Below are 24,424 nucleotides of genomic sequence, written 5' to 3' on the forward strand. Positions count from 1 at the left end.
GAAAACACAACGTCCTCGCTGCGGATGTGATGTGTTGTTAACGATTCGTGGTACTTGCATTGGTCCCAATTGGGGACTAGACTACAGACATGCGCATCATATCGAAAAAGCACTTGGTCGCCTATTGGACACGGCATCCCGGCACCGAGCAGCCACTGAAAGCCTGGCACGAGGAAGCGAGCGCGGCGTGCTGGCAAACGCCGCAGGACATCAAGAATCAGTACCGTAATGCCAGTGTGGTCGGGCAGAACCGGGTGGTGTTCAACATTAAGGGCAATGACCACCGCCTGATTGTGGCTATTGCTTACCAGTTTGGCGCAATTTACATCAAATTCATTGGCACGCACGCCGAATACGACAGGATTGACGCGGCCACGATCAACATGGAGTAAGAGATGGAACTCAAACCAATCCGTACTGAAGAACAGTATCAGCAGTCGCTGGTGGCAGCCTCCTGGTACGTTGATCACGAACCCGTTCCTGGTTCGCTGGAGGGCGACCGCTTCGAGGTTTTGCTGATGCTCATTGAGGCTTACGAAAGCACGGTCTACCCGGTTACTGCTCCCGATCCGGTCGCGGCCATCAAGTTTCGAATGGAACAGGCCGGTCTCGCCGCAAAAGATCTGGTGCCGATGATCGGTAAGCTCAATCGCGTCTATGAAATTCTCAATTACAAGCGGCCACTGACGCTCGCCATGATCCGGCGACTGCATGCCGGATTGCATATTTCTGCGGAAAGCCTGATCAGCGGTTCGGCATCGCCGGCCTGATCGGCTTCGAATCAGCAGTCAGGTTGGGCTATACCCTAACCTGATGTCAGGAGGCCTCAACATAAGCCGTCAGAATAGGGTTGGTATCGTAATGTCTTGACAGGTTTCTTCAGCGGTCATTGAGTCTATCCTGACATATCTTATTAAAGTGGCACGCTTTGCGAGGTCAACGCATCGGTTATGTCCGGGTTAGCAGTTTTGACCAGAATCCAGAACGTCAGCATGATCAGGTCCAGGTGGGAAAACTGTTCACCGACAAGGCCTCGGGCAAAGACATACAGCGGCTACAGCTCGACGCCTTGCTGTCGTTCGCCCGTGAAAGTGACACGGTAGTCGTGCACAGCACGGACCGTCTGGCGCGCAACCTAGACGACCTGCGTCGCCTGGTGCTGCAACTCACCAAGCGCGGTATCCGCATCGAGTTCGTCAAGGAATGCCTGAGCTTCACCGGCGAAGACTCGCCGATGGCCAACCTGCTGCTGTCAGTCATGGGGGCGTTCGCGGAGTTTGAGCGGTCCTTGATCGGCGAGCGGCAGCGCGAAGGAATCGCATTGGCCAAGCAGCGCGGCGCCTACCGAGGTCGCAAGAAAGCGCTGGTGGATAATCAGGTTGTCGAGCTGCGCCGCCGTGCTGGTGCCGGCGAGCAGAAATCAACCCTTGCGCGTAAGTTCGGCATCAGTCGGGAGACCGTGTATCAATACTTGAAGATGGTGCCAACTCCTTAACTTGGTTTTCCGACTCACTGCAACTCAAACCCATATATTTGCGAGGCGGCGCAGCAAGGTTTTACGGGGATGTGAGTCCGGCGATTAACCTGACGCCGGATCGCCGTTTTACTCGCGCTCGGGCACCAGCGTTAAAGTGGACCCATTGAGTGTTGTTGAGACTATTGCGTACATTCCCAGATAAGGTGCGCTGAGGGTAGCGGGCTAAAGCAAAAAACTTTTTTGAGAGATATGTTGCTGGACATAAACAGAATGTTTCTGTAGCTTATGATGATTAGATCATAAGCTAATTTCATGCCAAAATATTTTGATGGTGAAGTGTCACTACCGTTTGAAATCGTTCGTTTAACGTCTACAGAAATTACTCCTGCTGCACTTGACGCCGTCTTTTCCACCAGGGACGGTGCGACAATTTCTGTCGTATTTACGGGGTTCGAGGCTGGATGCCTCGGATATATTATCAATGTACGGAAACAATCGGTGGCATTCCAGATCGTCAACATCGCAGGAGAAACAGAACTTGTCGTGACAAGCACCGAGCGCCTAGTTGATTTAATCGAACATATTTCAGGTATTCGATACGTTGAGGAGGTTCAAAATGTCTTCTACGGTTCTAGAAATAATATCGGCTCATCAATGACATATTCTTATTAAGTCTCTGCGACCTCTTCAAGCCAATGCGCTGCTCTGAGGTTAGCTTGAATTCGATCATATTCAGAATCAGGCTTCTTCCCTTGGTCCATTATTGTCCAGTAACCTCCACGTATAGCAAAAAGCTTCCAATCCAGCTTTACACCAAGCCACAATAGCGCCGTCTTGGAAGGTGACGACCTCACGCCAATCGTTCGTAACCATTGGTCTGGCCGGGGACCCGCAAGCAACTGGAAATTAACACCGCTTGGCAATTCGACATTTCCTAAAATTTTGCACTCCTGCGGATACTCTGTTCCCACCTCAGCGTCTGCCTGAATACAGCCTTCAAGGAGACAAATATCCAAAAATGTCTCTCTCAACCCTAGCGCAAGTACCTGCTGCTTGAACTTTGTATATAGATCATCCTCTTCTCTCATTTCCAAATAGTGTGGCACAGACTGCGGCATTTCTTGTGGAAGTTGAATTCTCATAAGTTTCCCCATGTTGCCTTCCTCCGCCTTATAAGTCGCTTCTGCACCATTGATAATTGGAGTCGCAACGTCAATACCCTTAACACGCCCGCCCTGATTTAGAAGCCAACCATAGTCTCGTATTTTGGCAAGTAGCCAAGCATCAAATACACCAACGAGGTGAATGTGTGGGTACGTAATACTTGTGCCCTCATGAACGCCAACTTGCCATCCCCAATTAATTATTACAATAAAATCTTTACGATATCTAATCAGTTGCAGCGGGGTTGCCAAGTTCGCAGATTTCTCCTCAGCTGCAGTATGCAAGGCTTTGACTTCAAGTCCAATCTCGTTGTCCCGTTGACGGTTCCGAATTATCAAATCCGGAAATACATTCCACAATACGGCGGCCACAGAAAGACCACTATTATCTTGGTGAAGAATATTATTCATTTCATAAGCCACTGAATATTCCAGTAACGTCGAAACACGCGTTCGTGTGTCTGTTAAATGGCGTGGATCTCGAGGCGGTCGCTCACTTGTTTTTCTTGCTGTTAATGTTTTTGAAACACCAGCATTGACGCGTTTGATTGCGATTTCAAGCAATTTTAGAACGAATTGCCTTGAGGTTAAATCATTCGATTCCTGCAAAGAATATTGTATAGTACTTGACATTTTAACCCTTCGTAACAAATGCATTCGCGACATTATTGATGGCTTGGAGCTCAAGATGAGTGGCAGTTGCTTCCAATTGTCGAGCTTCATTGCGAGTTCGCTCGTAGAGGCCTTTCGCAGCGGAAAATGCATTGAGAATTTCTACTTGCCGATTATTTGGTGGAACAGGAACCTTTACACGCAAAAGATCCTTAAGTGTGATTCGAGGGCGGCCGATTCCAGCGATAAGGTGGATAATCTGACCGAAAACAAAATCAGAGCGCAATAATATTGATAATAACAAGGGATCAATAACTGCTACATGGTTCTTCTCACGAACAGTTAATACAATGCATTCGGCGGACGTATATCCTGGAGTGAGCCAATCAGCGTATGCAACCTTACGAAGTCCAGGGCGCATTTTTGCAAATAAAATATCTCCTCGACAATATCTCTTTACAGCACTCGACAGTGAATTAGCAGGAGTTCTAACCTGATTCGCTAAACCAACATAAGATTCCATGTGCGCAAGCCCTGTATAGGGGATAATCTGGTCGGTAAGGTCGATTGAGGGGACGCAGCTTTCATTGCGAACCCCGCAAAGGTCGCCTAACTGTACCAAAGGAAACTCGCATCTAGCCACTGCGGCTTCAGCTGCCACACGAGCAGGATGGTGGAAACGAAAATCTAATCGATTTTCAGCTCGGTCCAACGACAGATTGTTACCAGATGTCTTGCCTACAAATAAATTCACTGTCTGACGTTCGAGAACTCCTGTTCGTTCGAATTGTCGCCAAACCGCCAGAATGCTCGGGAGATCGTTGTTCAGAGAAGGCAGACCTGTTTCGTCGTATGTTAGGTCTGGGTCGCCATTTGCTTTACGTCCAACATTTTCTGCCCTAGCATAAAAAGTTAAGTAGTTTGTGCTTGGAACGGTTCGCTTTCGTAAAAGAAGTATCGACGTATTTACGTTTGCATATGGCATAAATGCGGCTTCTGGTAAGCTTATCACGGCGCAGAGCTCCGCTTGTCCCAGAATAACGTCGCGAACATCAGCCGCTGATGGCAAGGACAAAACTCCTTCATCAATAACCACGACGAGCCAACCGCCCTCCCTTAACAGGGCAAGGCTACGTTCAAGGAACAAAATTCCCCTGCGTCGACTCACCTTTCCTCGCCCGAGAATATAGGTATCTAGTTCATCTCTTTCAGTGAAATCACTACCAAATGGCGGATTTGTCAAAATAACGTCAAATTTTTCAGAGAACTGTCGTCCGGCCGCACCAAGTGTTCCTCCATTCCCCAAGCACATAGTTTGAAATTTTGGTGTGTTGTGAACATAAAGATTTATTCCAGAAACCCAAGCGAGGCGTTCGTCAATCTCTAATCCAATTAAATTAACGTTTTCTATTTTTCGCTTCGCGACCTCTACAAGAAAACCACCTGTACCGCACGCAGGGTCAGCAATAACACCTGAAAGATTTTCCTCTACCAATCCCACCATAAACTCCACAATACTTTGCGGTGTAAAAAATTGCTGATGATCGCCTTTATCAAAGGTATTTCGTATCATTTCCTCATATGCATAACCTTTAACATCGCGGGCACCCGTAGCTAGCGATATCTCATTAAGAGCGGAACCAAGCGAATCTAACGCAGCATCACTCAATCGAAGTTCACGAAATTTCATAGGGAAAAGTGTGCCGTTTAGGTCCGTCGATGAACGAAAAGCTAAACGAATTTTCTCTGCATAATCATTTTTTTGCTCGTTTGATTTACGATCAAACAGCGTCGAGTCATAGCGAGATCGATCGACGAGGAGTTTAAGAAATAATAATTTTGTTACTTCATCGAAACGCTCAATAATGCTACTGTTTGCATCGGTGTCACGTAAAATTCTGTGCAATTTAACCAAGAGTCTTCGGATCCTCTTTTCCGTTTCATCCGTTGAAATCACCTCTCCAGTAAAACCGTGATCTTCCGAAATGGCACTTTCAAACATTGTTTGCTGCTCAAGAACCATTGGATTCAAACCTTGAACGTCTTTTAATAAATACATCCGATAGTTATTTGTGGAGTTCCGTACGGGCTTAAGTTTTCCCGACTTATCCCAATTTCTCAGTGTCTCTTTTGTAACACCAAGGAGGCTTGCTGCTTCCGCGAGAGAAATGTACGATGTCATAATTTCATAATAGCCAATGTTTTGTAATGTTCAAAGGTTACAAGAAATATGCATTTTGTGCAAGCTTCGCAAGATATTTTGTAATCACCCGGCAAACGTGTTGTTGTACTTTAAATCCAAGAAGTGGTTCCACGTCTGACCTCCAGAAAATTCCGTCACCCAAGCTCAAGCCCTGCAACGAGCGCATCTAGGGCTTTTAAGCGCGAACCGCCTATTTCTTCGGACTGTGCTCAAAACAAGCACCGGTGGGGATTGACGCCAAACTGATGCTTTCCGTCAGTGACGCCATTTGGCCTGATATGACGCAATCGCCTTTTTGAAAACGACCTGTCCGAAACCGATCGGTTTAGGACGCCACCCGCGCGATATGTACTTAAGTAGGCCTTTGCTTATTTCGGACAGGCTTTATAATAAGTACCTCCATTTCGTACACTTTGGCGGCCTCGAACCATGTCTCGCACATTTATTTATGCTCGCGTCAGCACCATCGACCAGAACACCGACAATCAGATCCTTGAAATTGAAGCTGCTGGCTTCTCCGTCAACCAACGACGTATTGTTGCCGAAAGTATTAGCGGCAGCGTAGCGGCGAGTGAACGTCCGGAGTTCTCTAAATTGCTTGACCGACTGGAGCCTGGTGATGTGCTCATCGTGACAAAACTCGATAGGCTAGGGCGCAATGCGATGGATGTACGCTCAACTGTCGAGCGACTCGCCGCCGATGGGGTTCGTGTTCATTGCCTTGCACTTGGCGGCGTTGATCTCACAAGCGCGGGCGGAAAAATGACCATGGCCGTGTTGACGGCAGTGGCGGAGTTCGAACGCGATTTGCTGATTGAGCGAACGCATGCGGGAATTGCGCGCGCACGCGCCGAAGGTAAGGTGATGGGGCGGCCGTCAGCATTGACCAAGGTGCAACAGACGGAGGCTATTCGTCGCCTTGCGGAAGGTGTGTCGGTCTCGCAATTGGCGCGGGACTACAACACGACTCGCCAGTCCATTATGCGAGTTCGAGATAAGGCTCTGCAAAATCACGGATGATGAGAGGCCATGTCGGAACGCATGTTCTGGGGCTGGGGAGACGGAATTTTCTGGGGTTCCGGCTTAGATCCCCAAGTCAGGTTTTCACGCCCAACCGGCAGTACAAATTTAATACCCGAACTATTGCCCTGCATGTTGTTGGCGCCGACGAATTTTTGAACACCCCGACCGATTTTCACTGACCCACCTTAACTGGCGTAAAGGTAAACGCAGCATGGCGTACCAAAGGCCCGGGTGGGTCAGTCGATGTCGGCGCCCTGGGTCAAAAACTCATCGGCGCCAACAGACGGTGATCTCACGCCAACTGGCATCGATTATTTTGTAGCATCTTTCATTGTTGCGGTTCACTGATCCGTTATGAAGGTGCATTTTTTCAGTGGTTGGGAGGTACAGGTGCAAGAGAATTACTGGTGAGTTTTGCTATAGTTGTACCTTGCACGTTTGCCGAAACCTTGAAGCACGTGTGATTTTCAGATATTCGCGAGCTTTTATGGTTCAAGCGGAAATATTGCAGCAATTCGATGGTAAAAAATTCATACCCAAGGAGGTTTGGTGAAGGACGATGCAAACGAGACGGGTCAAGTAACGGAAACCGAGCGGCGTAACTACGCCGCCCCTGCTCTTGAAAAGGGGCTCGATATACTTGAAATCATGAGCAAAAGCGAGAAGCCGCTCTCGCAAAAAGAAATTGCTCAAAGTCTTGGGCGTAGCGTGGGTGAAATCTATCGCATGCTGAACTGCCTCGTGGACCGGAACTACATTTTTCAGGTGGATGACAGCTCGTACTCGATCACGACCAAACTTTTCGAACTGGCGCACACCAATCCCCAAACCCATAGGTTGCTGTTCGAGGCATTGCCCGTAATGCAACGTCTCGCCAAGGATCTCGAGCAGTCGTGCCACCTCACCGTGTATTCGCAAGGCAAGCAAGTCGTGCTGGCAAAGGTCGATACGCCCACTGGCATGGGCTTTAGTGTGCGTACGGGATCGGAACTTGATGTATTGATTTCAGCATCTGGCCGTATTCTCCTGGCCTTTCAAGACGACGAAACGCGCCGGATGCGCATTGAAGAGTCGATGCAACGCCGTCCCGACCAATCTGATCCTCAAATTGGCGCCATCCTCGACACGATCCGTAACACCGGTTACGAGTCGATTGCCAGCAGGCAGGTTCGAGGGCTCTATGTAATCAGCTTTCCGATTCTTGACAGGCAAAATCGTGCACTCGCGGCGATGACGGTCCCTTTTGCGGAACGTATCGATCAGGACCGGCGAAAGTCGGTCCCAGAAGTGACGGAGGCACTTGCTGCGGCGGCGAGTATTTTGTCCCAAAGAGTGGGTGGCGCTGGAGGAAGCGCTGCAGGGAACGCTACTCCCTAATAAATGCTCCGCGCAACCTGATGCAAGTGTGCTCCAGCCAGGTTTGGATGATGCGGCCGGAAGCTGGTGACGGCTGTTGCCACCGGTTGGCCTTCTTCCCGGTGGCTTGAAGGTGCGACGGTCCGGCGTCCGGCACGCTCGACGCCGGTATCGGGACCGGTGATGCGACGACTTTGGCCATGCAAGTTTGACGATGCGCTGCCGGCCATGATAGCCGTGAGTTCATGGACCGTTCACTTACTGAGTTGTCAGGTCGCAGGCGTCGAAGTTACAAATGCCGCGCCATCGCTGAGCATCTGCGCAATTTCGGCCTCATCGTAGCCAGCCTCCCGCAGTACCGCTTGCGTTTCCCATCCACGCGGCTGCGAGGGGCTGCGTGTTGAGGGATAGGATTCATCAAATCGGACGGTCGACCGGATGGCATAGACCTTCCCTTCCGTCGGGTGCAGTTCGGATTGAATGAGGCCCACCGCTTGCAGATGTTTGTCGTCGGGAAGTGTCTCAAGGGTATTGCAAGGTTGCACAGCGATGTCAGCGGAACGTAGCAATTCGAGCAATTCCTGCGTTGTCTTGTGCGTGAGCGGCGCCCCACGCAATTCAAACCATTCCACGACATTCTTCGCTCTTGCTGCAACTGAATTGAAGCGCGGGTCATCCAGCAAGTCCGATCTGCCGATGACTGTCAGGAAGGCACGTACTTGCGAATTGGTATTGATCGTGAAAGCAATCCAGCCGTCAGCAGTTTTGACGGGACGATTGTGCGGATTCAGCAATCGAAGATCGCCGGGTGGCCCGACAGGAGGATCGAAGCTTTGCTGCGCCAGGTGCTCCTGGAGCACAAATGCCGCCATCGTTTCGAACATCGGCACTTCGATGCTGCACCCCGTGCCACGCGTTTTACTTTCCACGATAGCCGCGAGGATAGACCCGGCGGCAACTTCCCCGGCCACATGGTCGCAGATGAGCATCGGAACGTAGTTGGGCACGCCGTCGCGACGTAACGACAGTCCTGCCATGCCAGTGGCACCCTGGACGACGCTGTCGTAGGTCGGCTGGCCGGCATAGGGACCATCCGTGCCATATCCGGTGATCAGGCAATAAATTTTTTCCGGATACTTATCGCGGATGGTGTTGGCATCCAGGCCCAGCCGTTCCAGTGCCTGGGGACGCATGTTGGCGACGATCACATCGGCGGATGCAATCAATCGCTCCATCACGTTGCGGGCACCCGGTTTCTTGAAGTCCAGGCAAATGTTCCGCTTGCCTCTGTTGAGGTGAAGATAGGTGCCCGAATGTTGGCCGGTCGGCGAGGGGCCGCCGAGTCCGCGCATCAAATCGCCCTCTGGGCTCTCGACCTTGATAATCTCTGCGCCATATTGTCCCAGCCGCCAGGTGCAAACCGGTCCGACCACAACGCTCGTCAGGTCGAGAATACGGATTCCCTTCAATGGTTCAAAGCTCATGTAAATCTACCTCCATGTCGACGGCAAGAGTGGATCGATGGTCATAGGCCTGCAACCGGAAATTGGCGTCACTCTGCCTGGCCATCATCGTGATGGGCCTTCCACAAAAAAGCGGTACCAGGTGCCGGACCTTGATGGCGGACGGAACGACGCCGATCTCGCGACGCAGATACTCCGTCATGAGAAGGGTGACGAGTCCGCCATTGACAACCAGGTCCGGAAATCCTTCGACGTTGCGGGCGTGGGACCGGTCAAGGTGGATTTTGTGCGAGTTGAACCCCAGTGCAGAGTACTGGAAGAGCAAGGTCTCATCCGGGATCATGGTCGCCGTGCGATGGCCGGACAGGTCCGTCACCGAAGCGGAGGCCTCGTCGGTCGAACTGCCTTTGCGGGCGGGCAGCAGCAGATAGGTTTGTGTCTCCGTCAACGCTGGTGACGCATCACCGCCAAGCCAGAGTTCGTGTCGGATCGTTGCCACTGCCATGGGGCCACTTGCCGAGGTCTTCCGGTCCAGGCTTTGCATGGCACTCTTGCGGTGTACCAGCGCACCGATCGGTATGTCCTTCTCGAAGGACACGGATCGCCCCCCTAGCAGTAGCCGGGGCAGGCCAATGTCCGGCATGGGGACGCCGAGTCCCGGAAATCCATCGGCTCTCAATAGCGAACGCCTTGTTTCTGCCGCCATCAGGATGAACTGCCAGCCTCTCGGTAGCGCCGCGCCGTCGAGCACGTCATCCGGGTTCAGGTCGAGCATCGCGGCGACCCTGCGCGCGCTTGAGATGTTGCACACCTCGGCACGTGCGATCGACAATTCGGCGAACGCCCCTTTTTCTTTAAAATCTGTGTTTGTATTCATATGTGAATTATATAGTTCATATACGATTTTAAAAGCCTATTTAAATAGTCTAAAAAGCAATTTATCGTCATTTATCTCCAATTTAAATTTTGTATATGCATTGTTGACTTTACTAATAAATTCTCATATCGTTCGGCTTGCGCTGGGCAGACGTGCGTTTGTTCAGTCACCTGCGGCAAGATTTGCCGGCTTGATACCTATAACGACATGCAAAAAAGCAAGAAAGTGAGAATGAAATGAATTTCAAGTTTCACCACATGAACCTCTGCACGGACAATCTGCCGAGACTGACTAATTTCTACAAAACATTATTTGAGCTGGGAACCATCAAGGACGAGAGCCATACCGTGATCAGCCGTGACCGCGACGATCGCGCCTATACCGGCAAGGTCGACTTCCTCACCGATGGCGATATTGAGTTTCACTGGGCCGAGCGGGATCTGGAGACTGGCTTCAAGATGAAGCAATTCGTCAATCCGATGGGGCATGGACACTTCTGTTTCCGGACGGACGACATCAAGGGTTTCATGCGCAAGTGTGACCAGCTTGGGCTTCGCTATTCAGACTACGGTTGCTGGGCAATTCCGGGTTGGCATCAAGTTTTTCTGCAAGACCCTGATGGCCACGTTATCGAAGTGCACCAGCCGAACGTGTTCTGATTTTTTTCACAAGCAAGAGGGGGAGACAAGCCATGCCATTCCGTACAAAAGAAGATCGAAGCGCACAAAGCGCCAGTCAACATAGCCGTCGTGATGCACTGAAGCTCATTGCGGGAGTAACAGCCGCAACGCTGATTCCAAGCGCTGCGCTGGCCCAGGGAGCCGGCAAGTTCAATCTGAAAATTGCCATCACCTTGCCCGAGAGTCATCCGACGTCCGCCGCCCTGAAGGCGGCGTGTGTAGAAATTACGAAAGAATCCAATGGTCGCCTGATCATGGAGGTGTATCCGAATGGCCAGTTAGGCAGTGATACGGATACGTTATCCCAAGTGAGATCCGGAGCAATTGACTTCATTTGTACCGCCGGGTCGATTTATGGCAACTTGGCGCAAGCCGCGTCCATCAATTCGATTGCGTTTGCATTTCCTGACTATCCTTCCGTGTGGAAAGCGATGGAAGGCGATCTGGGTGCCCACATCCGCACCGCGCTCGACAAGGTCAATCTCACGCAGGTAGGGAAATTCTTTGACCACGGCTTCCGTCAGATCACCCACTCATCAAAGCCGATCGTTACCCCGCGCGATCTGGCAGACATGAAGATACGCGTGCCGGCGACCCCGTTATGGACGTCCATGTTCAAGGCCTTGAATGCCTCGCCGACATCGGTGCCCATCGGTGAGCTTTACACGGCGCTCCAGACAAAGGTCGTCGATGGTCAGGAAAACGCATTGCCGACTATCGACGCAGCCAAGCTCTATGAAGTCCAGAAGTACTGCTCGAACACGTCACATCTGTGGGAGTACTTTGCACTCGTCGGTAACAAGCGCATCTGGAACGCCTTGCCCGAGGACCTCCGTGCACTGGTGACGAAAGTCTTTGATGCCAATGCCATAAAGCAACGTGCTGCACACGAGTCACTGAATGTCTCGCTGGAAGCCAAGCTCAAGGGATTGGGCATGCAGTTCAACCGGGTGGATACGAAGCCATTCCGTGAGGTGCTGCTGAAGGCGGGTTACTACGAGCAGTGGCAGAAGAAATTCGGGCCAGAGACGTGGGCGCAGCTCGAAAAGTACACGGGCAAACTGGGCTGAACGCCAGGCTGGTACATCGGCAGCGAACAAACCGCTGACGTAGAGGCCAGCAAGAATCGACGCGGTGCGTCGTGCAAGCGCCCTGGCTGATGTGAGACGTGACTTTTCGCATCGGCGTGCACCACCACCGTGCCGCCAGATTCAAAAAGCATCAGACACACAATAAATTAAAAAATTTTGGAGACGCACTTTGGACATGCCAACGCATCCTGATGACTCGCGCGCAAGCGAAACGAGCGTGCAAAAGAATAACGCCTGGCTGCGCGCAGTCGGAAAGGCCGATCGACTACTCGCCATCGTCACCGAGGTACCTGCCGCGCTGCTGGTGCTCGCCGAAATCCTCGTGCTGCTCGGTGGCGTCGTGAGTCGGTACGTATTGCACCATCCGTTGACATGGTCGGATGAACTCGCCTCGATGCTCTTCCTGTGGCTTGCGATGCTCGGCTCCGTGATCGCGTTGCGCCGATCGTCCCACATGCGCATGACGGCGCTCGTCGACATGACCTCCCCGGACACGCGCGCTTTCCTCGACCTGCTGGCATTGGTTGCCGCCGTCGCGTTTCTTGCGTTTATCGGCCATCCGGCCTATGAATTTGCTGCCGAAGAGGCTGCCGTGACCTCGCCGTCGCTCGAAATTTCCAATGCATGGCGTGCTTCTGCGCTCCCAGTCGGAATTGCCTTGATGTGTTTTTCTGCCGTTCTCAAGCTTGCCGAGGTGACGGACTGGCGCCGTCTTTTGGCCGGACTGGCCCTGGCTACAGCGGTCGTGGGTGGCCTTTACATGCTGAGTCCGCTGTTCCAGGACCTCGGTAATTTCAATCTTCTGATTTTCTTCGTCGGTATCGTCGCACTTCTGGTGTTGTCCGGCGTGCCGATTGCGTTTGCATTCGGCCTGGCAACACTCGGCTACATTGCGCTGACCACCTCCAAGCCAACGACCGTCATTATTGGCCGGATGGACGAGGGGATGTCGCACATCGTGCTTCTCTCGGTTCCGCTCTTTGTGTTCCTCGGAATCGTTCTGGAACTGACCGGCATGGCCAAAGCCATGGTGAAATTTCTGGCGTCGCTCCTTGGTCACGTCCGTGGCGGCATGTCGTTCGTCCTGGTCGGCGGCATGTATCTCGTTTCCGGCATTTCGGGTTCGAAGGCCGCCGACATGGCCGCGATTGCGCCGGTGCTCTTTCCCGAAATGCGCAAGCGTGGCGTCAAGGACGGCGAGATGGTGGCGTTGCTGGCCGCCACCGGCGCGCAGACGGAAACCATACCGCCAAGTATCGTGCTCATCACCATCGGCTCGGTCACCGGCATTTCAATTTCCGCGTTGTTCGCCGGTGGCCTCGTGCCGGCACTGGTGTTGGCGATCATGCTGTGCGCCGTCATCTGGTGGCGCCATCGCAAGGACAACCTCGCCGGCATCGAACGGGCCAGTTGGCCGGCAATCCGGCGTACGCTGCTCATTGCCAGTCCGGCACTGGCACTGCCATTCATCATCCGCGCTACCGTTGTGGAGGGCGTTGCGACGGCAACCGAGGTTTCGACGATCGGTATCGCCTATGCACTCATCGCCGGCGCAGTGATCTACCGGCAGCTGGACTACCGCAAGCTATGGCCGGCACTGGTCGACACCGCCGCGCTGTCCGGCGCCATTCTGCTGATCATCGGTACCGCAACCGGCATGGCCTGGGCACTGACGCAATCCGGCTTCTCCCGCCAGTTAGCCGAGGCGATGTCGCAACTGCCCGGCGGGGCCACCGGCTTCCTCGCGGTCTCCATTCTTGCATTCATCATCCTTGGCAGCGTCCTCGAAGGCATTCCCGCCATCGTTGTGTTCGGTCCGTTACTGTTTCCTATCGCTAAGCAATTCGGCATCAACGACGTGCACTACTCGATGGTCGTGGTGCTTTCGATGGGCATCGGCCTCTTCGCGCCACCCTTTGGCGTGGGTTACTACGCTGCCTGTGCCATTAGCCGCGTCAGTCCCAGTGCCGGCATGAGACCGATCGTCGGGTACATCATCGCGCTGATTATCGGAACGATTCTGGTGGCCGCCGTACCGGAGCTGTCCACGGGATTCTTTAAATAGCGTGATCGCGCCTGCCGAACCACAACACGAATAACGGGATACATCATGTCTACTTATTTCCTGACGGGCGCGACGGGGTACATCGGCGGATCCATTGCCGATGGACTGGTCAGGCGCGGACACACGGTAAGAGGACTGGTTCGCAGTCAGGGCAAGGCGGCCCGGTTACTGGATCGCGGTATCACGCCCGTCGTGGGTGACCTCGATGCGCTGGCACTGTTGACCCACGAAGCGCGCAACGCCGACGGTGTCATCAACACCGCAAGTGCGGACAACTTCCCGGCAGTCACTGCCTTGATCGCCGGGCTGGCCGGCTCGGGAAAACCGTTCATTCATACTAGTGGCTCGAGCGTCATTGGCGACGATGCACGTGGCGCCTACTGCTCGAGTGCGATCTTCGACGAAAACACGGCGTTGATTGTCAACCCGTTGAAGCAACCGCGACGCGACATCGATTTGATGGTGCTTGATGCTGCTCGGCGGGCTGTCCGATCTGTCGTGATTTGTCCAAGCAACATCTATGGGCAGGGACGCGGCCTGAACCAGCACAGCGTGCAGATTCCATTTCTGGTCGACAACGCGCGCAAGAATGGCGTCGTGCAGATAGTCGGGGCGGGCCTCAATACCTGGTCGAACGTCCATATTGATGATCTGGTCGACCTGTATCTGCGCGCGCTGGCCGATGCACCCGCGGGCGCGTTCTACTTCGCCGAAAACGGTGAAGCATCGTTTCGCCATATTGGCGAAGCATTAGCCACGCGGCTCGGACTTCCCGAGGTCGAGGCGCTCGATCCTGCACTTGCCGCCGAACAATGGGGCGCACCGAAGGCCTATTTCACGTTTGGCAGCAACAGTCGCATCAGGGCGCTCCGGGCCCGCCAGGAGCTAGGCTGGACACCCCGCCACGGCTCGGTCACCGACTGGATTTTGAACGAATTGCCGATTTGAATTTCCGTGTTATCCGTTTTTGAAAGAGTAAAAAATGCTACTGAAAAATAAGGTTTGCGTGATTGCTGGCGCGGCGTCGCTTCGCAGCATCGGCTACGCCACGGCCGAACTGTTTGCCGAGCACGGCGCCAGGGTCGTGGTCGTCGACCTGCTGATGGACGATCAGACACTCGCCAGCATCAAGTCGACGATCGAGGCGAATACGCAGACGCCAGTCTCCGTGCACGGATTTCGATGCGACATCAGCAAAGCCGAAGATTGCGAGCAACTGATGAAGAACGTGATGGACTTGCATGGCACGATCGATTGCCTGGTGAATTCCGCCGGCATTGTGCGAACGCAGTCCATGCTCGACATGACCGGAAAGGATATTGACGTCATGATCGACGTCAACCTCAAGGGTGCGTTCCATCTTTGTCAAAGTGCCTTGCGGGTCTTTGTCGCCCAGCGGTCCGGGACGATCGTCAACGTTTCGTCGGCCGCGGCGCAACGTGGCGGTGGCCTGGTTGGTGGCGCGCATTACGCCGCTTCCAAGGGCGGGGTCCTGAGTCTGACCAAGAGCATTGCACGGGAGTTCGGGCATATGGGAATCAGGGCCAACGCCATTTGCCCCGCCATGATCGAAACGGCCATGCTCGACGGATTACCGGCAGAGCGACTGGGCAGCATCATTGACGCCATTCCGTTGAAGCGTACCGGCACAACCAGGGAAGCGGCCGGAGTCTGCCTTTTTCTGGCCTCAGATCTATCCGGTTTCGTGACTGGCGCCACCATCGACGTCAACGGCGGCAGTCATATTCATTGAATGACTGTGCGTGTTTGCGTGCGTATTCCGTATTCCGTTACCTGCGTTAGAAAGAAAATTCCATGATTCTTGAAGTCGCCGACATCACCATACAAGAAGACCGGAAAGCCCAGTTCGAAGACGCCGTTGCGCATGCACTGGCAACCGTATTTCCGAGGGCAACGGGCTTTCGCGGTCACACATTTCACCGTTGTATCGAAAGTCCCCGACGTTATGTCTTGCAGCTGACCTGGGACACGCTCGAAGACCACACCCTGGGCTTTCGTGGATCCCCGCTGTACGACGAATGGCGTTCGCTGGTGGGCGATTGTTTTGCACAGCCACCGCACGTCGAGCACTTCGAACTGATCTGAATTGACCATGCATAGCCCAAATAACGAAGATGCCTTCAAAAGTGGTGTTGTCTCTGACATCGCCATTATTGTGCTCGACGACGTGTCGGAGACAGGTCCGTGTCTGGATTTGTTTAACACCCTTGTTTCGGAAATCGACGCGGCGCAGGCAAATCCTGCTGTTCGCGGGATGGTGTTGGCCTGCAACGTCATGACATGGTCCGTCGAGGCGACCGCAACCGATTTCGTCTCCTCCAGTCAGCGGTTGTCGCAAGCACTGCAATCGGTCGTGTCCCGACTGGAGCAGTCTGCGAAGCCGGTGGTGGCGGCCATCGGGCAGGCAGCGCTCGGTCGTGGTGTCGAATTGGCACTTGCCTGTCATGCACGCGTCGCGCTTGCGTCGGCCCGATTCGGCTTTCCGGAAAGTCACCTGGGCTTGATTCCCGGTGCGGGAGCAACCCAGCGCCTGACACGACTGACAACGCCAGATATCGCCCTTGGCCTGATCCGGGATGGCGTCCCGCGGGTGGCAACGGACCTGGCGACATCGGGGCTGCTGGATCGTGTCGTGACCGCCGACGTTGTGGGCGCTGCATCCCGGTTGGCCGAACAACTTGCCTCAAAGTTTCCGCATGGTGAGGTCCTGCCGCGCGCACGGGACAGGGCGGTAGACGCCACCTCGATGCAGCAGTTCATCGCGCGAGAGCGGGAGCGCCTGACCGGCAAGCAAAAACTGCAGCCGGTCCATATCGCCACGCTGGAGGCATTGCACGCCTCCGCGTTGCCCTTTGACGAAGGTATGCAGCGGGAGCAGGGGCTCCTTCTGACACTATTGACGGGGCCCGTCTCCAAGGCGCTGAGGTATCAACTCAGGGCGGAGCGCGACGCCTCCACGCTCTCCGAACATCTGAAAGCAGATCCCCGCGAATTTCGTTCGGTGGCGGTTATTGGTGCCGGCACCATGGGGGCCGGCATTGCGATTTGCGCACTCGATGCGGGACTTCAGGTTCTGCTGGTGGAACAGGACGACGTTGCGTTGCAGCGGGGGCATCAGCGCATCACCGATCATTACCGTGGCCGTGTCGACGCAGGGAAGTTGTCGGCTGATGATGCAGTCGCGCTGTCGTCAAGTTTGACGCTGACGATTGACTGGGCGAATTTGGAGCGCGCCGATGTCGTGATTGAAGCCGTATTCGAAGAGTTGTCCGTCAAACAGGACGTATTCAGGAAGATCGATCACCATGCGCGTCCCGGTGCGGTGCTGGCGACCAATACGTCTTACCTCGACATCGATGCCATCGCCGGCGTGACATCAAGGCCATCCGACGTCCTTGGCCTGCATTTTTTCAGTCCGGCAAATGTGATGAAGCTGCTGGAGGTAGTGCGAAACAAGGATGTCACAGCGGATGTTCTGGCCACGGGAATGGCGCTGGGAAGAAAGCTCAGGAAGCTGCCCGTATTAACAGGTAACTCCTTTGGCTTCATCGGCAATCGCATCTATAACGCCTATCGGACACAATGCGAATTCATGCTGGAAGACGGCGCCTGGCCGGAAGAGGTGGACAATGCCCTGACAGCAATGGGTTTTGCGATGGGGCCGTTTGCCGTCGCCGACCTGTCCGGACTGGATATCGCGTGGCGCATGCGCAAGGCGCAAGCGTCGATCCGTGACCCGCGTGTACGGTATGTTTCCATCCTGGACCAGCTTTGCGAACTCGGCCGTTTGGGGCGCAAGAGCGATGCGGGCTACTACGCCTATACCGAAAAAAAGCAAGCGCGCCACACCGATGAAGTCGTTCGCCGGATCATCGAACGTGCCAGCAGCCAGCGAGGAATCACCCGGCAGTTCTTGTTTGCACTGACCATTCAGCGCCGCGCATTGCTCGCCATGGTCAACGAAGCCGCGCTGCTGTTGGCCGAAGGAGTTGCCGCGCGTGCCAGTGATATCGACGTGGTCATGATCCAGGGCTACGGCTTTCCGCGCTGGGAAGGCGGTCCGGTCTTCTGGGCAAGCCATCAGGATCGCGACCAACTCGACAACGATCTCGATCAGTTGATTGCCAATAATGGCCATGGTGCCGTGCGTGCTACTCGGGACATGCTCGACCGCCTGTTGGCTTGAGCGGAACAGTAAATAGTGACTTATCCGTTCGGCGCCATCGACCTCGGCGCTGTCCAATCACCTAATTGACGTGATCACATGAACAACAAAGACAAACAAGCGTTTATATGCGATGCCATCCGTACGCCTTTCGGTCGTTACGGAGGAGCATTGAGCAGCCTTCGCGCCGACGACCTGGGCGCTATTCCCCTCATGGCCCTCATGGCACGTAATCCCCATGTTGACTGGTCGGCGCTGACCGACGTCCTGTATGGTTGTGCTAATCAAGCTGGCGAAGACAACAGGAACGTCGCGCGCATGTCGAGCTTGCTTGCTGGTTTGCCTGTTGAAGTCCCGGGCGCAACGATCAACCGCCTATGTGGTTCCGGCCTCGATGCGGTCGGGACGGCCGCAAGAGCCATCAAATCCGGCGAAGCAACGATGATGATTGCCGGTGGGGTGGAGAGCATGAGTCGTGCACCATTCGTCATGCCCAAGGCGGAAAGTGCGTTCAGTCGCAGCACGTCCATTCAGGACACCACGATCGGCTGGCGCTTCGTGAACAAACTGATGAAAGAGCAATACGGCGTGGACTCCATGCCAGAAACGGCTGAAAACGTTGCGATGGAGTTCAAGATCGACCGGGCGGATCAAGACTTGATGGCCTTGTCCAGCCAGCGCAAGGCAGTCGCCGCCCAGCAGGCCGGCCACCTTGCCCGCGAAATATGCGCCGTCGCAATACCGCAAAAGAAGGGGGAGGCGATTGTCGTTTCCACAGACGAGCATCCTCGCGCAACAAACATGGAAGCCCTGGCAAAACTCCGTGGGGTCGTCAGGCCGGAGGGCAGCGTCACTGCCGGAAATTCCTCCGGAATTAACGATGGTGCTTGCGCTCTTCTTCTGGCCGACGAGGTGACGGCGGGAAGGAACGGACTCGTTCCAAAGGCCAGGATCGTCGCTATGGCGACGGCCGGCGTGCCGCCGCGCATCATGGGCATCGGGCCTGCCCCGGCTACGCAAAAGGTGTTGGCCCTGGCGGGGCTGCGCCTTGATCAGCTCGATGTCATCGAACTCAACGAGGCCTTTGCGGCACAAGGACTGGCCGTACTCAGGATGCTGGGAATCAATGACCAGGACGAACGCGTGAATGCCTGGGGCGGAGCGATTGCCTTGGGACATCCGTTAGGTGCAAGTGGTGCGCGTCTGGTCACGACCGCGGTCAATCGCTTGCACGTAACCGGCGGACGCTATGCGTTGTGCACGATGTGCATCGGCGTCGGACAAGGCATTGCGCTGATCCTTGAGCGCGTGTGACGCCTGTCGATGGCGCGAACTTGTGACGATCATGGCTGTTGCGCCGATCCCCTGCGCAACGATAGAAACCCCTATGGAGAACAGCGGTCCAGCCGGAATCAGGATTTTCGATTGCCAAACGTAATCGGTACGTCCGATGAGGCGATCAGCTCCAGCACAATATTGCGCGTCCGTTCTTCAGCATAGTCGTTGCGCAGGACCGCCGCCTCGATGGCCGCTTCGAGTGTGCCGCTGATGATGGCATTGAGCTGGTTAATGTGTTGGCGCCGACGAATTTTTGAACACCCCGACCGATTTTCACTGACCCACCTTAACTGGCGTAAAGGTAGACGCAGCATGGCTTACCAAAGGCCCGGGTGGGTCAGTCGATGTCGGCGCCCTGGGTCAAAAACTCATCGGCGCCAACATCCCATAGAGGCGACAATGAAGTCGTCGTACTCAGTAGCATTTATTGAACAAGCTTTAGTGAAGTTGTATTTGGTCGAGTAGCCTAAAGGTGAGTTTTCTTTGGGCTACTCGGCCACCTAGGTTGGGAATGACGCAAAAAGGTAACGGTTTCAATACAAGGTGACTATGGCGAATCGCGACCAGCTCTTGGTAAGAGCAAGGCTTTTGCCTAAACCACTTCACTGATGCGGTGGATATTCTTGTCGGGCGTGCAATATGCTCACGACTTCGATACGTTCAGCGGTCACTTGGTAGACCACGATGTAGTTCGGATGGGCGATGATTTCGCGTGTGCCAGGAACTCGGCCAGAGCGGTACAAGTACGGATGCTCAGCTGCTGGCAGCACGGATGTCTCGATCAGTCCACGCATGCGGCGGGCCGCTGGCGGACTATCGTTGGCGATGAAGCGGATGATAGAGGCAAGATTTGCGCGTGCTGATGCACGCCAGAAAACCGGTAGCATTACGCCTGTCGGCTGCTGCGCTTTTCAGCTTCCGCAATGATCGCGTCCATTTCCGCCATGACTTGGTCATGCGGAATGCTGGGGCGCGGATCATCGAGCGAGGCTTGCACCTGAGCGCGAAACCAGAGGTCATAGCTGGTTGCTTGTGCTTCTGTTTCGAATTCCGAAACGATGGGAGAAAGGACAATATTCATGCAAATAAGGTTACACCAGTTTCGACCGCCGCAGAAGCCGCTGAAACACCCTCGTCACGCTATCTGCAAATAAGCTCGCAATCGACGGTGCTAGCGCGCATTCCATTTTCGCTCGCTCACGCTAGCGGCAAATCTGCGACACGATGTCGCTTACAAAAGTTGTCCCACATACTCTGGATTCTGCGTTCTCTTCCAGTGGCTCAACTTTAGGACGGAGCCAACAATCAATAGCTGACCTTGAACGTCGGACTGTCTTCCGGCCGTGTCGTGCGGCGATCATAAATCCGGGTCGTCGCGATATTGGCGTGCCCCAGCCATTCCTGGACCTTGGCAATGTCCGCCCCGTGGTCCAGGGCATTGGTGGCAGCCGTCGCCCGCAACGCATGCGGCCCAAAACCTGCAATCTCAAATTTCAGTTCACCGGCATACCCCATCAGCATTTTATATACCCCATCCGGCGTGACCGAGGCGCGGGTATTGCCGTTCACGTTGTTTTTGATCGGGCGAAACAGCGCACCAGCTTTGTCGGTTTCGTTGCCAGCGGCCAGCAGATAAAGCTCGATTTGTTCGGCGGTACCGGGATGCAGCGGAACGTACCGGATTTTTGATCCCTTGCCATGAACCTGAAGGTGCATCACACCTCGTCGCTGCTGCAGGTCGCCGGTCGTTAATCGGCACAGTTCAGCCCGGCGCAAGCCGTGATAAAGCAGGGTGGACAGAATGGCGCGGTCGCGCAGCCCGCGCAGGGTCGTACTGTCCGGGATAGCCAGCAGGGCCCGCGCCTGGTGATCACCGATGGCCGGTGTTTTGCCTTCGGTGCTGTCGACCTTCGGTCGCTTGACCCCCTTCACCGGATTGCTCTCGACTGCATTGGTTTCGCACAGATATTCGAACAGGGAGGAGAGGGCGGCGAGCTTGCGACGAATCGTCGCACTGCTCAATGCCCGATGTTCCAGATCTTTGCGCCAGGCCAGCAAGTGCCCACGCCGGACGCTGCGGAACTGATCGGGATCGGTGATCCCGGTAAAGGTCATGAACTCGGTCAAATCGCCTTGGTACGCACGCCGGGTCTGCGGATTGGCGATATTGGCAAACCAGGTCGCGGCGGCGGGCACATCATCAAGTTCCTGGAACCGGGCTTCGGCCAAGCGCGGGGAGGAGGCCGTATCGATCAGGTTGTCAGACATATATCGCCTTCCATTGTTAAAAAGAAATAATGCGCCGCCCGACTAAAAAAATGTCTTCCAGCACCTTCCCATCTTATTTTCCGGTATTAACTTGCCGAGAACACTTTTTATCCGTTGGCTGTGATTCCTCGCCATTTTGGTGCAATCCATAGGCAGAGCGACAACATGGTGCCCCTCTAGCATTTTAATATCGATAACCTGTTTTATCAATACTAAAAATATTACGTAGCTTTTCGAAAAGTAAAAGGCGCCTAAACATGAAATATCTAATGATGAAATGACGCACAAACACATTGCAAACAAATTCACCGCGCGTTATAGTTCTTGCTAGTGATGATGTGAGTCATAAAAACATATAACATTTCAAGGAATTCAAATGGTAAAAAACTCAACACCGGCACCCCGTAAAACGAACCTAAAGGAATCTGTTCCTGAGCAACCAACTTTGGAAGATATCCAATACGAACTGGCCATGAAATTTGGCAGTATCGGTGTTCTTTTATCGGAGATGTTTCGTCCCGGTGCAGGAACGCAGTTGTTTGGTTTGTCACCCAACGCGTCCCTGTCCGGTATCGCTGACAGTATTGATGTCACTACGACGACCATTGGTCGTCAGCTCTCAATTTTTTACGACTATGCGTATAACGGCCGGTTGCTAAAGGGGCATGAAAAAATCGTCGACCCGTTCGATAGCAATGCCGCTGAACTACTGCGTGACTTTGTGGAAATCTTTGGCGACACAACGGGCTATACCGAGTTATCTGAGATGGTTGCCACGGAGGGTTGTAACGATTTTCGAAGTGGTGGACTGAGCGATCTAGTGGAACGAATGATCGCTCGTAATTACCTCGACAAAGAATATTCACTATCTTTGGCACAGCTAGCTTTATTGACGGGCATGAATGAACGCAGTGTCAGGAATGCCGCGTCTGCGGGAAAAAACCAGCTCACGCTGAATTCATCTGGTGAGGTGGACTTCCATATCGCCATACAGTGGTTGACCGAGCGATCCGGGCGCGGGTTCACACCTACTTTAAAAGTGGGATTCCCGGAGGAGGGAAAAGAAAGCGATACGGAATTGGACGCCATCGGCATTCCGGCTTTTATCAGACACCGGTTGCTATTACGGTTTGGGAAAAAATCTCACGACGAGCATGAAATCTACACTGTCATCGCACCTGAGTTCGCAATCTACGCTGCAGGCATACCTGAAATTATCGACGAGGCTGCGAGCACAGCGAAACTGAGTGCGAATGAGGTAATTGCTTCCATGCAATATCCTCTGGCTATTCCACCCCACCACTGCGCCGGGTTGGCGAAAATGATCGGGGTCGACCCTGCATGGTTCACGCTTCAAGTTATGCGGGCGCTTTATCCTGATGAAATGGATATGGTGCTCAATCCAGTCCATTACCAACATCCGGTATTTTCTCCAAGCATCGATTCGGGGCCGCTAGCCGCCATTGAAATCGTACTCACCACATCCATGATTCGTCATGGCTATCTAGACATGCCGGCAATTGCCAAAGCCATGTTCCCGGAAGACTGTTTCACTGTGCATTCCGGTGATGAACGAGGTGCCACGGTGATGATTCGATACAGCGCAGATCAACTCACGGAAACCGATATTCGGGTTAAAAGTGAAAAAACGATTAGCCCCCGCAAACGCTTCACTGCCTGGCTGCAGACAGAACTGAGTGCTCAGCCCGGTGACAGGGTACGCATAGAGCGCAAGGCAGCAAGGGAATATACGCTGAGTTTTCAGCCGGCTTACCCATCTCGTAAATAATGATCTGCCTTGTGGGACATTGTGTCTCAAACAAAAATATTTCACCAATATATCTGCTTCATAGATGACGAGTTCGATACGAACCACCAGTAATTATTGTCAGCATCTTCATGCCTAAATGGGAAAGCAAGTGAGTCACAAAATATTGCGAGCATACAAATGCAGGAAAACGGGCGTATCAATCAAGCTAATGTCAGGCTCTGAGTCAGATTTGAGCGCCATTACCTATTACGCCGTCACTCATTTGACCAAAACTACATTTGAAAAGGATGTTGTCGGAAGACTGGAGACAGCAATGTTTATGCCTACCGATTGCGAAAAGGCACTTCTAAAGTTTAACAAATTTGTATTAGAAAATCTTCATTCTAATTAATACATTACTCAATAATAAAGAAAATTCATGACCAAACTGCCCGCCGCACAAGCTCTTCAATATATAAGAAAAACTTTGTGTAAAGAACTATCCTTTGGTCCTCTTGATGTGATCAGTCGAACTTATGGACCACTTTTTTTCACTTAATGATAAGGACGGGAAGCAATTTGCAATTATTTTGGGTAACCTGAATCCATCCACTAGAACACATAAGGCATTGGCAACGATTATCGTTCTGGAGAGCTGTACACCACCGTCATTTAAAGGAATTCATCCTACAAACAAACCACATAAATCATCAGCTCTTCACGGGGGGAAATCAAAGTTAAAAATTCCAAATCAGTCCGTGTTCGAAGTGGTGGATGAAGTAGTGTTAAAAATGCTTCTGGATTGGTACAGTAAGTCTTAGTTGAAGTTACTTGCAATCAAAAACGCTCCGGCTTACATCGTGCACTTTTTA

23 protein-coding genes are annotated in these 24,424 nt (G+C 53.4%); 15 read left to right on the top strand and 8 right to left on the bottom strand.

Annotated elements, in window-relative coordinates; all coding sequences use genetic code 11:
- Window positions 1-89: 89 nt before the first annotated feature.
- The 4 genes from RHM62_RS09710 to RHM62_RS09725 all read left to right on the top strand — a co-directional run bounded on the left by RHM62_RS09710 (window position 90) and on the right by RHM62_RS09725 (window position 2,149).
- Window positions 90-392 (top strand): type II toxin-antitoxin system HigB family toxin, encoded by a 303-nt coding sequence (locus tag RHM62_RS09710; RefSeq protein ID WP_322125275.1) that lies wholly within the window; start codon window positions 90-92, stop codon window positions 390-392.
- Window positions 393-395: 3 nt separating this feature from the next.
- A complete protein-coding gene (locus tag RHM62_RS09715; protein ID WP_322125276.1) occupies window positions 396-770 on the top strand; it encodes a transcriptional regulator in 375 nt (124 codons plus the stop codon).
- A gap of 158 nt (window positions 771-928) precedes the next feature.
- On the top strand, window positions 929-1,495 hold the full coding sequence (locus tag RHM62_RS09720; protein ID WP_322125277.1) for a recombinase family protein: 567 nt from the start codon (window positions 929-931) through the stop codon (window positions 1,493-1,495).
- 294 nt (window positions 1,496-1,789) lie between these two features.
- Entirely contained in the window at window positions 1,790-2,149 is a 360-nt protein-coding gene (locus tag RHM62_RS09725) for a hypothetical protein (RefSeq protein ID WP_322125278.1), read from the top strand.
- Here the strand turns inward: RHM62_RS09725 and RHM62_RS09730 are convergent.
- Window positions 2,146-3,273, bottom strand: a complete 1,128-nt coding sequence (locus tag RHM62_RS09730) for a hypothetical protein (protein WP_322121918.1) — start codon at window positions 3,271-3,273, stop codon at window positions 2,146-2,148. The two genes, RHM62_RS09725 and RHM62_RS09730, sit on opposite strands and share 4 nt — an antisense overlap.
- 1 nt (window position 3,274) lies before the next feature.
- Window positions 3,275-5,434, bottom strand: a complete 2,160-nt coding sequence (locus tag RHM62_RS09735; RefSeq protein ID WP_322121919.1) for an N-6 DNA methylase — start codon at window positions 5,432-5,434, stop codon at window positions 3,275-3,277.
- A gap of 450 nt (window positions 5,435-5,884) precedes the next feature.
- On the opposite strand from RHM62_RS09735, the gene RHM62_RS09740 reads away from it, so the two are divergent.
- Complete coding sequence (locus RHM62_RS09740; protein ID WP_322121920.1) at window positions 5,885-6,475, top strand: recombinase family protein; 591 nt, start codon at window positions 5,885-5,887, stop codon at window positions 6,473-6,475.
- A gap of 552 nt (window positions 6,476-7,027) precedes the next feature.
- On the top strand, window positions 7,028-7,855 hold the full coding sequence (locus RHM62_RS09745; protein ID WP_322121921.1) for an IclR family transcriptional regulator: 828 nt from the start codon (window positions 7,028-7,030) through the stop codon (window positions 7,853-7,855).
- Window positions 7,856-8,103: 248 nt separating this feature from the next.
- On the opposite strand, the gene RHM62_RS09750 is transcribed toward RHM62_RS09745, so the two are convergent.
- Window positions 8,104-9,318, bottom strand: coding sequence for a CoA transferase (locus tag RHM62_RS09750; protein ID WP_322121922.1), 1,215 nt, complete (start codon window positions 9,316-9,318; stop codon window positions 8,104-8,106).
- Complete coding sequence (locus RHM62_RS09755; protein ID WP_322121923.1) at window positions 9,308-10,174, bottom strand: hypothetical protein; 867 nt, start codon at window positions 10,172-10,174, stop codon at window positions 9,308-9,310. Before RHM62_RS09755 ends, RHM62_RS09750 begins: the two co-directional genes overlap by 11 nt.
- 236 nt (window positions 10,175-10,410) lie before the next feature.
- Between RHM62_RS09755 and RHM62_RS09760 the strand changes: the two genes are divergently transcribed.
- The 8 genes from RHM62_RS09760 (at window position 10,411) to pcaF (ending at window position 19,510) form a co-directional block, all read left to right on the top strand.
- Complete coding sequence (locus tag RHM62_RS09760; protein ID WP_322121924.1) at window positions 10,411-10,833, top strand: VOC family protein; 423 nt, start codon at window positions 10,411-10,413, stop codon at window positions 10,831-10,833.
- Between the two features lie 32 nt (window positions 10,834-10,865).
- A complete protein-coding gene (locus tag RHM62_RS09765) occupies window positions 10,866-11,924 on the top strand; it encodes a TRAP transporter substrate-binding protein (RefSeq protein ID WP_322121925.1) in 1,059 nt (352 codons plus the stop codon).
- Between the two features lie 196 nt (window positions 11,925-12,120).
- Window positions 12,121-14,010 carry a TRAP transporter large permease subunit gene (locus RHM62_RS09770; RefSeq protein WP_322121926.1) on the top strand — a complete coding sequence of 630 codons (1,890 nt, stop codon included), beginning with the start codon at window positions 12,121-12,123 and terminating at the stop codon, window positions 14,008-14,010.
- A gap of 45 nt (window positions 14,011-14,055) precedes the next feature.
- Window positions 14,056-14,958, top strand: a complete 903-nt coding sequence (locus tag RHM62_RS09775; protein WP_322121927.1) for an NAD-dependent epimerase/dehydratase family protein — start codon at window positions 14,056-14,058, stop codon at window positions 14,956-14,958.
- 34 nt (window positions 14,959-14,992) lie between these two features.
- Window positions 14,993-15,763 (top strand): SDR family NAD(P)-dependent oxidoreductase, encoded by a 771-nt coding sequence (locus RHM62_RS09780; protein WP_322121928.1) that lies wholly within the window; start codon window positions 14,993-14,995, stop codon window positions 15,761-15,763.
- Between the two features lie 62 nt (window positions 15,764-15,825).
- Window positions 15,826-16,116: an antibiotic biosynthesis monooxygenase family protein gene (locus tag RHM62_RS09785; protein ID WP_322121929.1), complete on the top strand. Its 291-nt coding sequence runs from the start codon at window positions 15,826-15,828 to the stop codon at window positions 16,114-16,116.
- A 7-nt stretch (window positions 16,117-16,123) separates the two neighbouring features.
- The gene (locus tag RHM62_RS09790; protein ID WP_322121930.1) at window positions 16,124-18,217 is read left to right on the top strand and encodes a 3-hydroxyacyl-CoA dehydrogenase NAD-binding domain-containing protein; all 2,094 of its coding nucleotides are present in this window, start codon (window positions 16,124-16,126) and stop codon (window positions 18,215-18,217) included.
- A gap of 78 nt (window positions 18,218-18,295) precedes the next feature.
- Window positions 18,296-19,510 (top strand): 3-oxoadipyl-CoA thiolase, encoded by a 1,215-nt coding sequence (gene pcaF, locus RHM62_RS09795; RefSeq protein WP_322121931.1) that lies wholly within the window; start codon window positions 18,296-18,298, stop codon window positions 19,508-19,510.
- Between the two features lie 98 nt (window positions 19,511-19,608).
- On the opposite strand, the gene RHM62_RS09800 is transcribed toward pcaF, so the two are convergent.
- The 4 genes from RHM62_RS09800 to RHM62_RS09815 form a co-directional block, all read right to left on the bottom strand.
- Window positions 19,609-19,848: a hypothetical protein gene (locus RHM62_RS09800; protein ID WP_322121932.1), complete on the bottom strand. Its 240-nt coding sequence runs from the start codon at window positions 19,846-19,848 to the stop codon at window positions 19,609-19,611.
- A gap of 288 nt (window positions 19,849-20,136) precedes the next feature.
- The gene (locus tag RHM62_RS09805) at window positions 20,137-20,421 is read right to left on the bottom strand and encodes a type II toxin-antitoxin system RelE/ParE family toxin (protein WP_322121933.1); all 285 of its coding nucleotides are present in this window, start codon (window positions 20,419-20,421) and stop codon (window positions 20,137-20,139) included.
- Entirely contained in the window at window positions 20,421-20,615 is a 195-nt protein-coding gene (locus RHM62_RS09810) for a stability determinant (protein ID WP_322121934.1), read from the bottom strand. The genes RHM62_RS09805 and RHM62_RS09810 overlap by 1 nt, the downstream gene beginning before the upstream one ends.
- A 224-nt stretch (window positions 20,616-20,839) precedes the next feature.
- Entirely contained in the window at window positions 20,840-21,802 is a 963-nt protein-coding gene (locus tag RHM62_RS09815; protein WP_322121935.1) for a tyrosine-type recombinase/integrase, read from the bottom strand.
- Window positions 21,803-22,178: 376 nt separating this feature from the next.
- Here RHM62_RS09815 and RHM62_RS09820 point away from each other — a divergent pair, with 376 nt between their 5' ends.
- Window positions 22,179-23,591 carry a hypothetical protein gene (locus tag RHM62_RS09820; RefSeq protein ID WP_322121936.1) on the top strand — a complete coding sequence of 471 codons (1,413 nt, stop codon included), beginning with the start codon at window positions 22,179-22,181 and terminating at the stop codon, window positions 23,589-23,591.
- The last annotated feature ends 833 nt before the right edge of the window (window positions 23,592-24,424 follow it).

Source organism: Actimicrobium sp. CCC2.4 (assembly GCF_034347385.1).
Taxonomy (GTDB): Bacteria; Pseudomonadota; Gammaproteobacteria; order Burkholderiales; family Burkholderiaceae_D; genus Actimicrobium.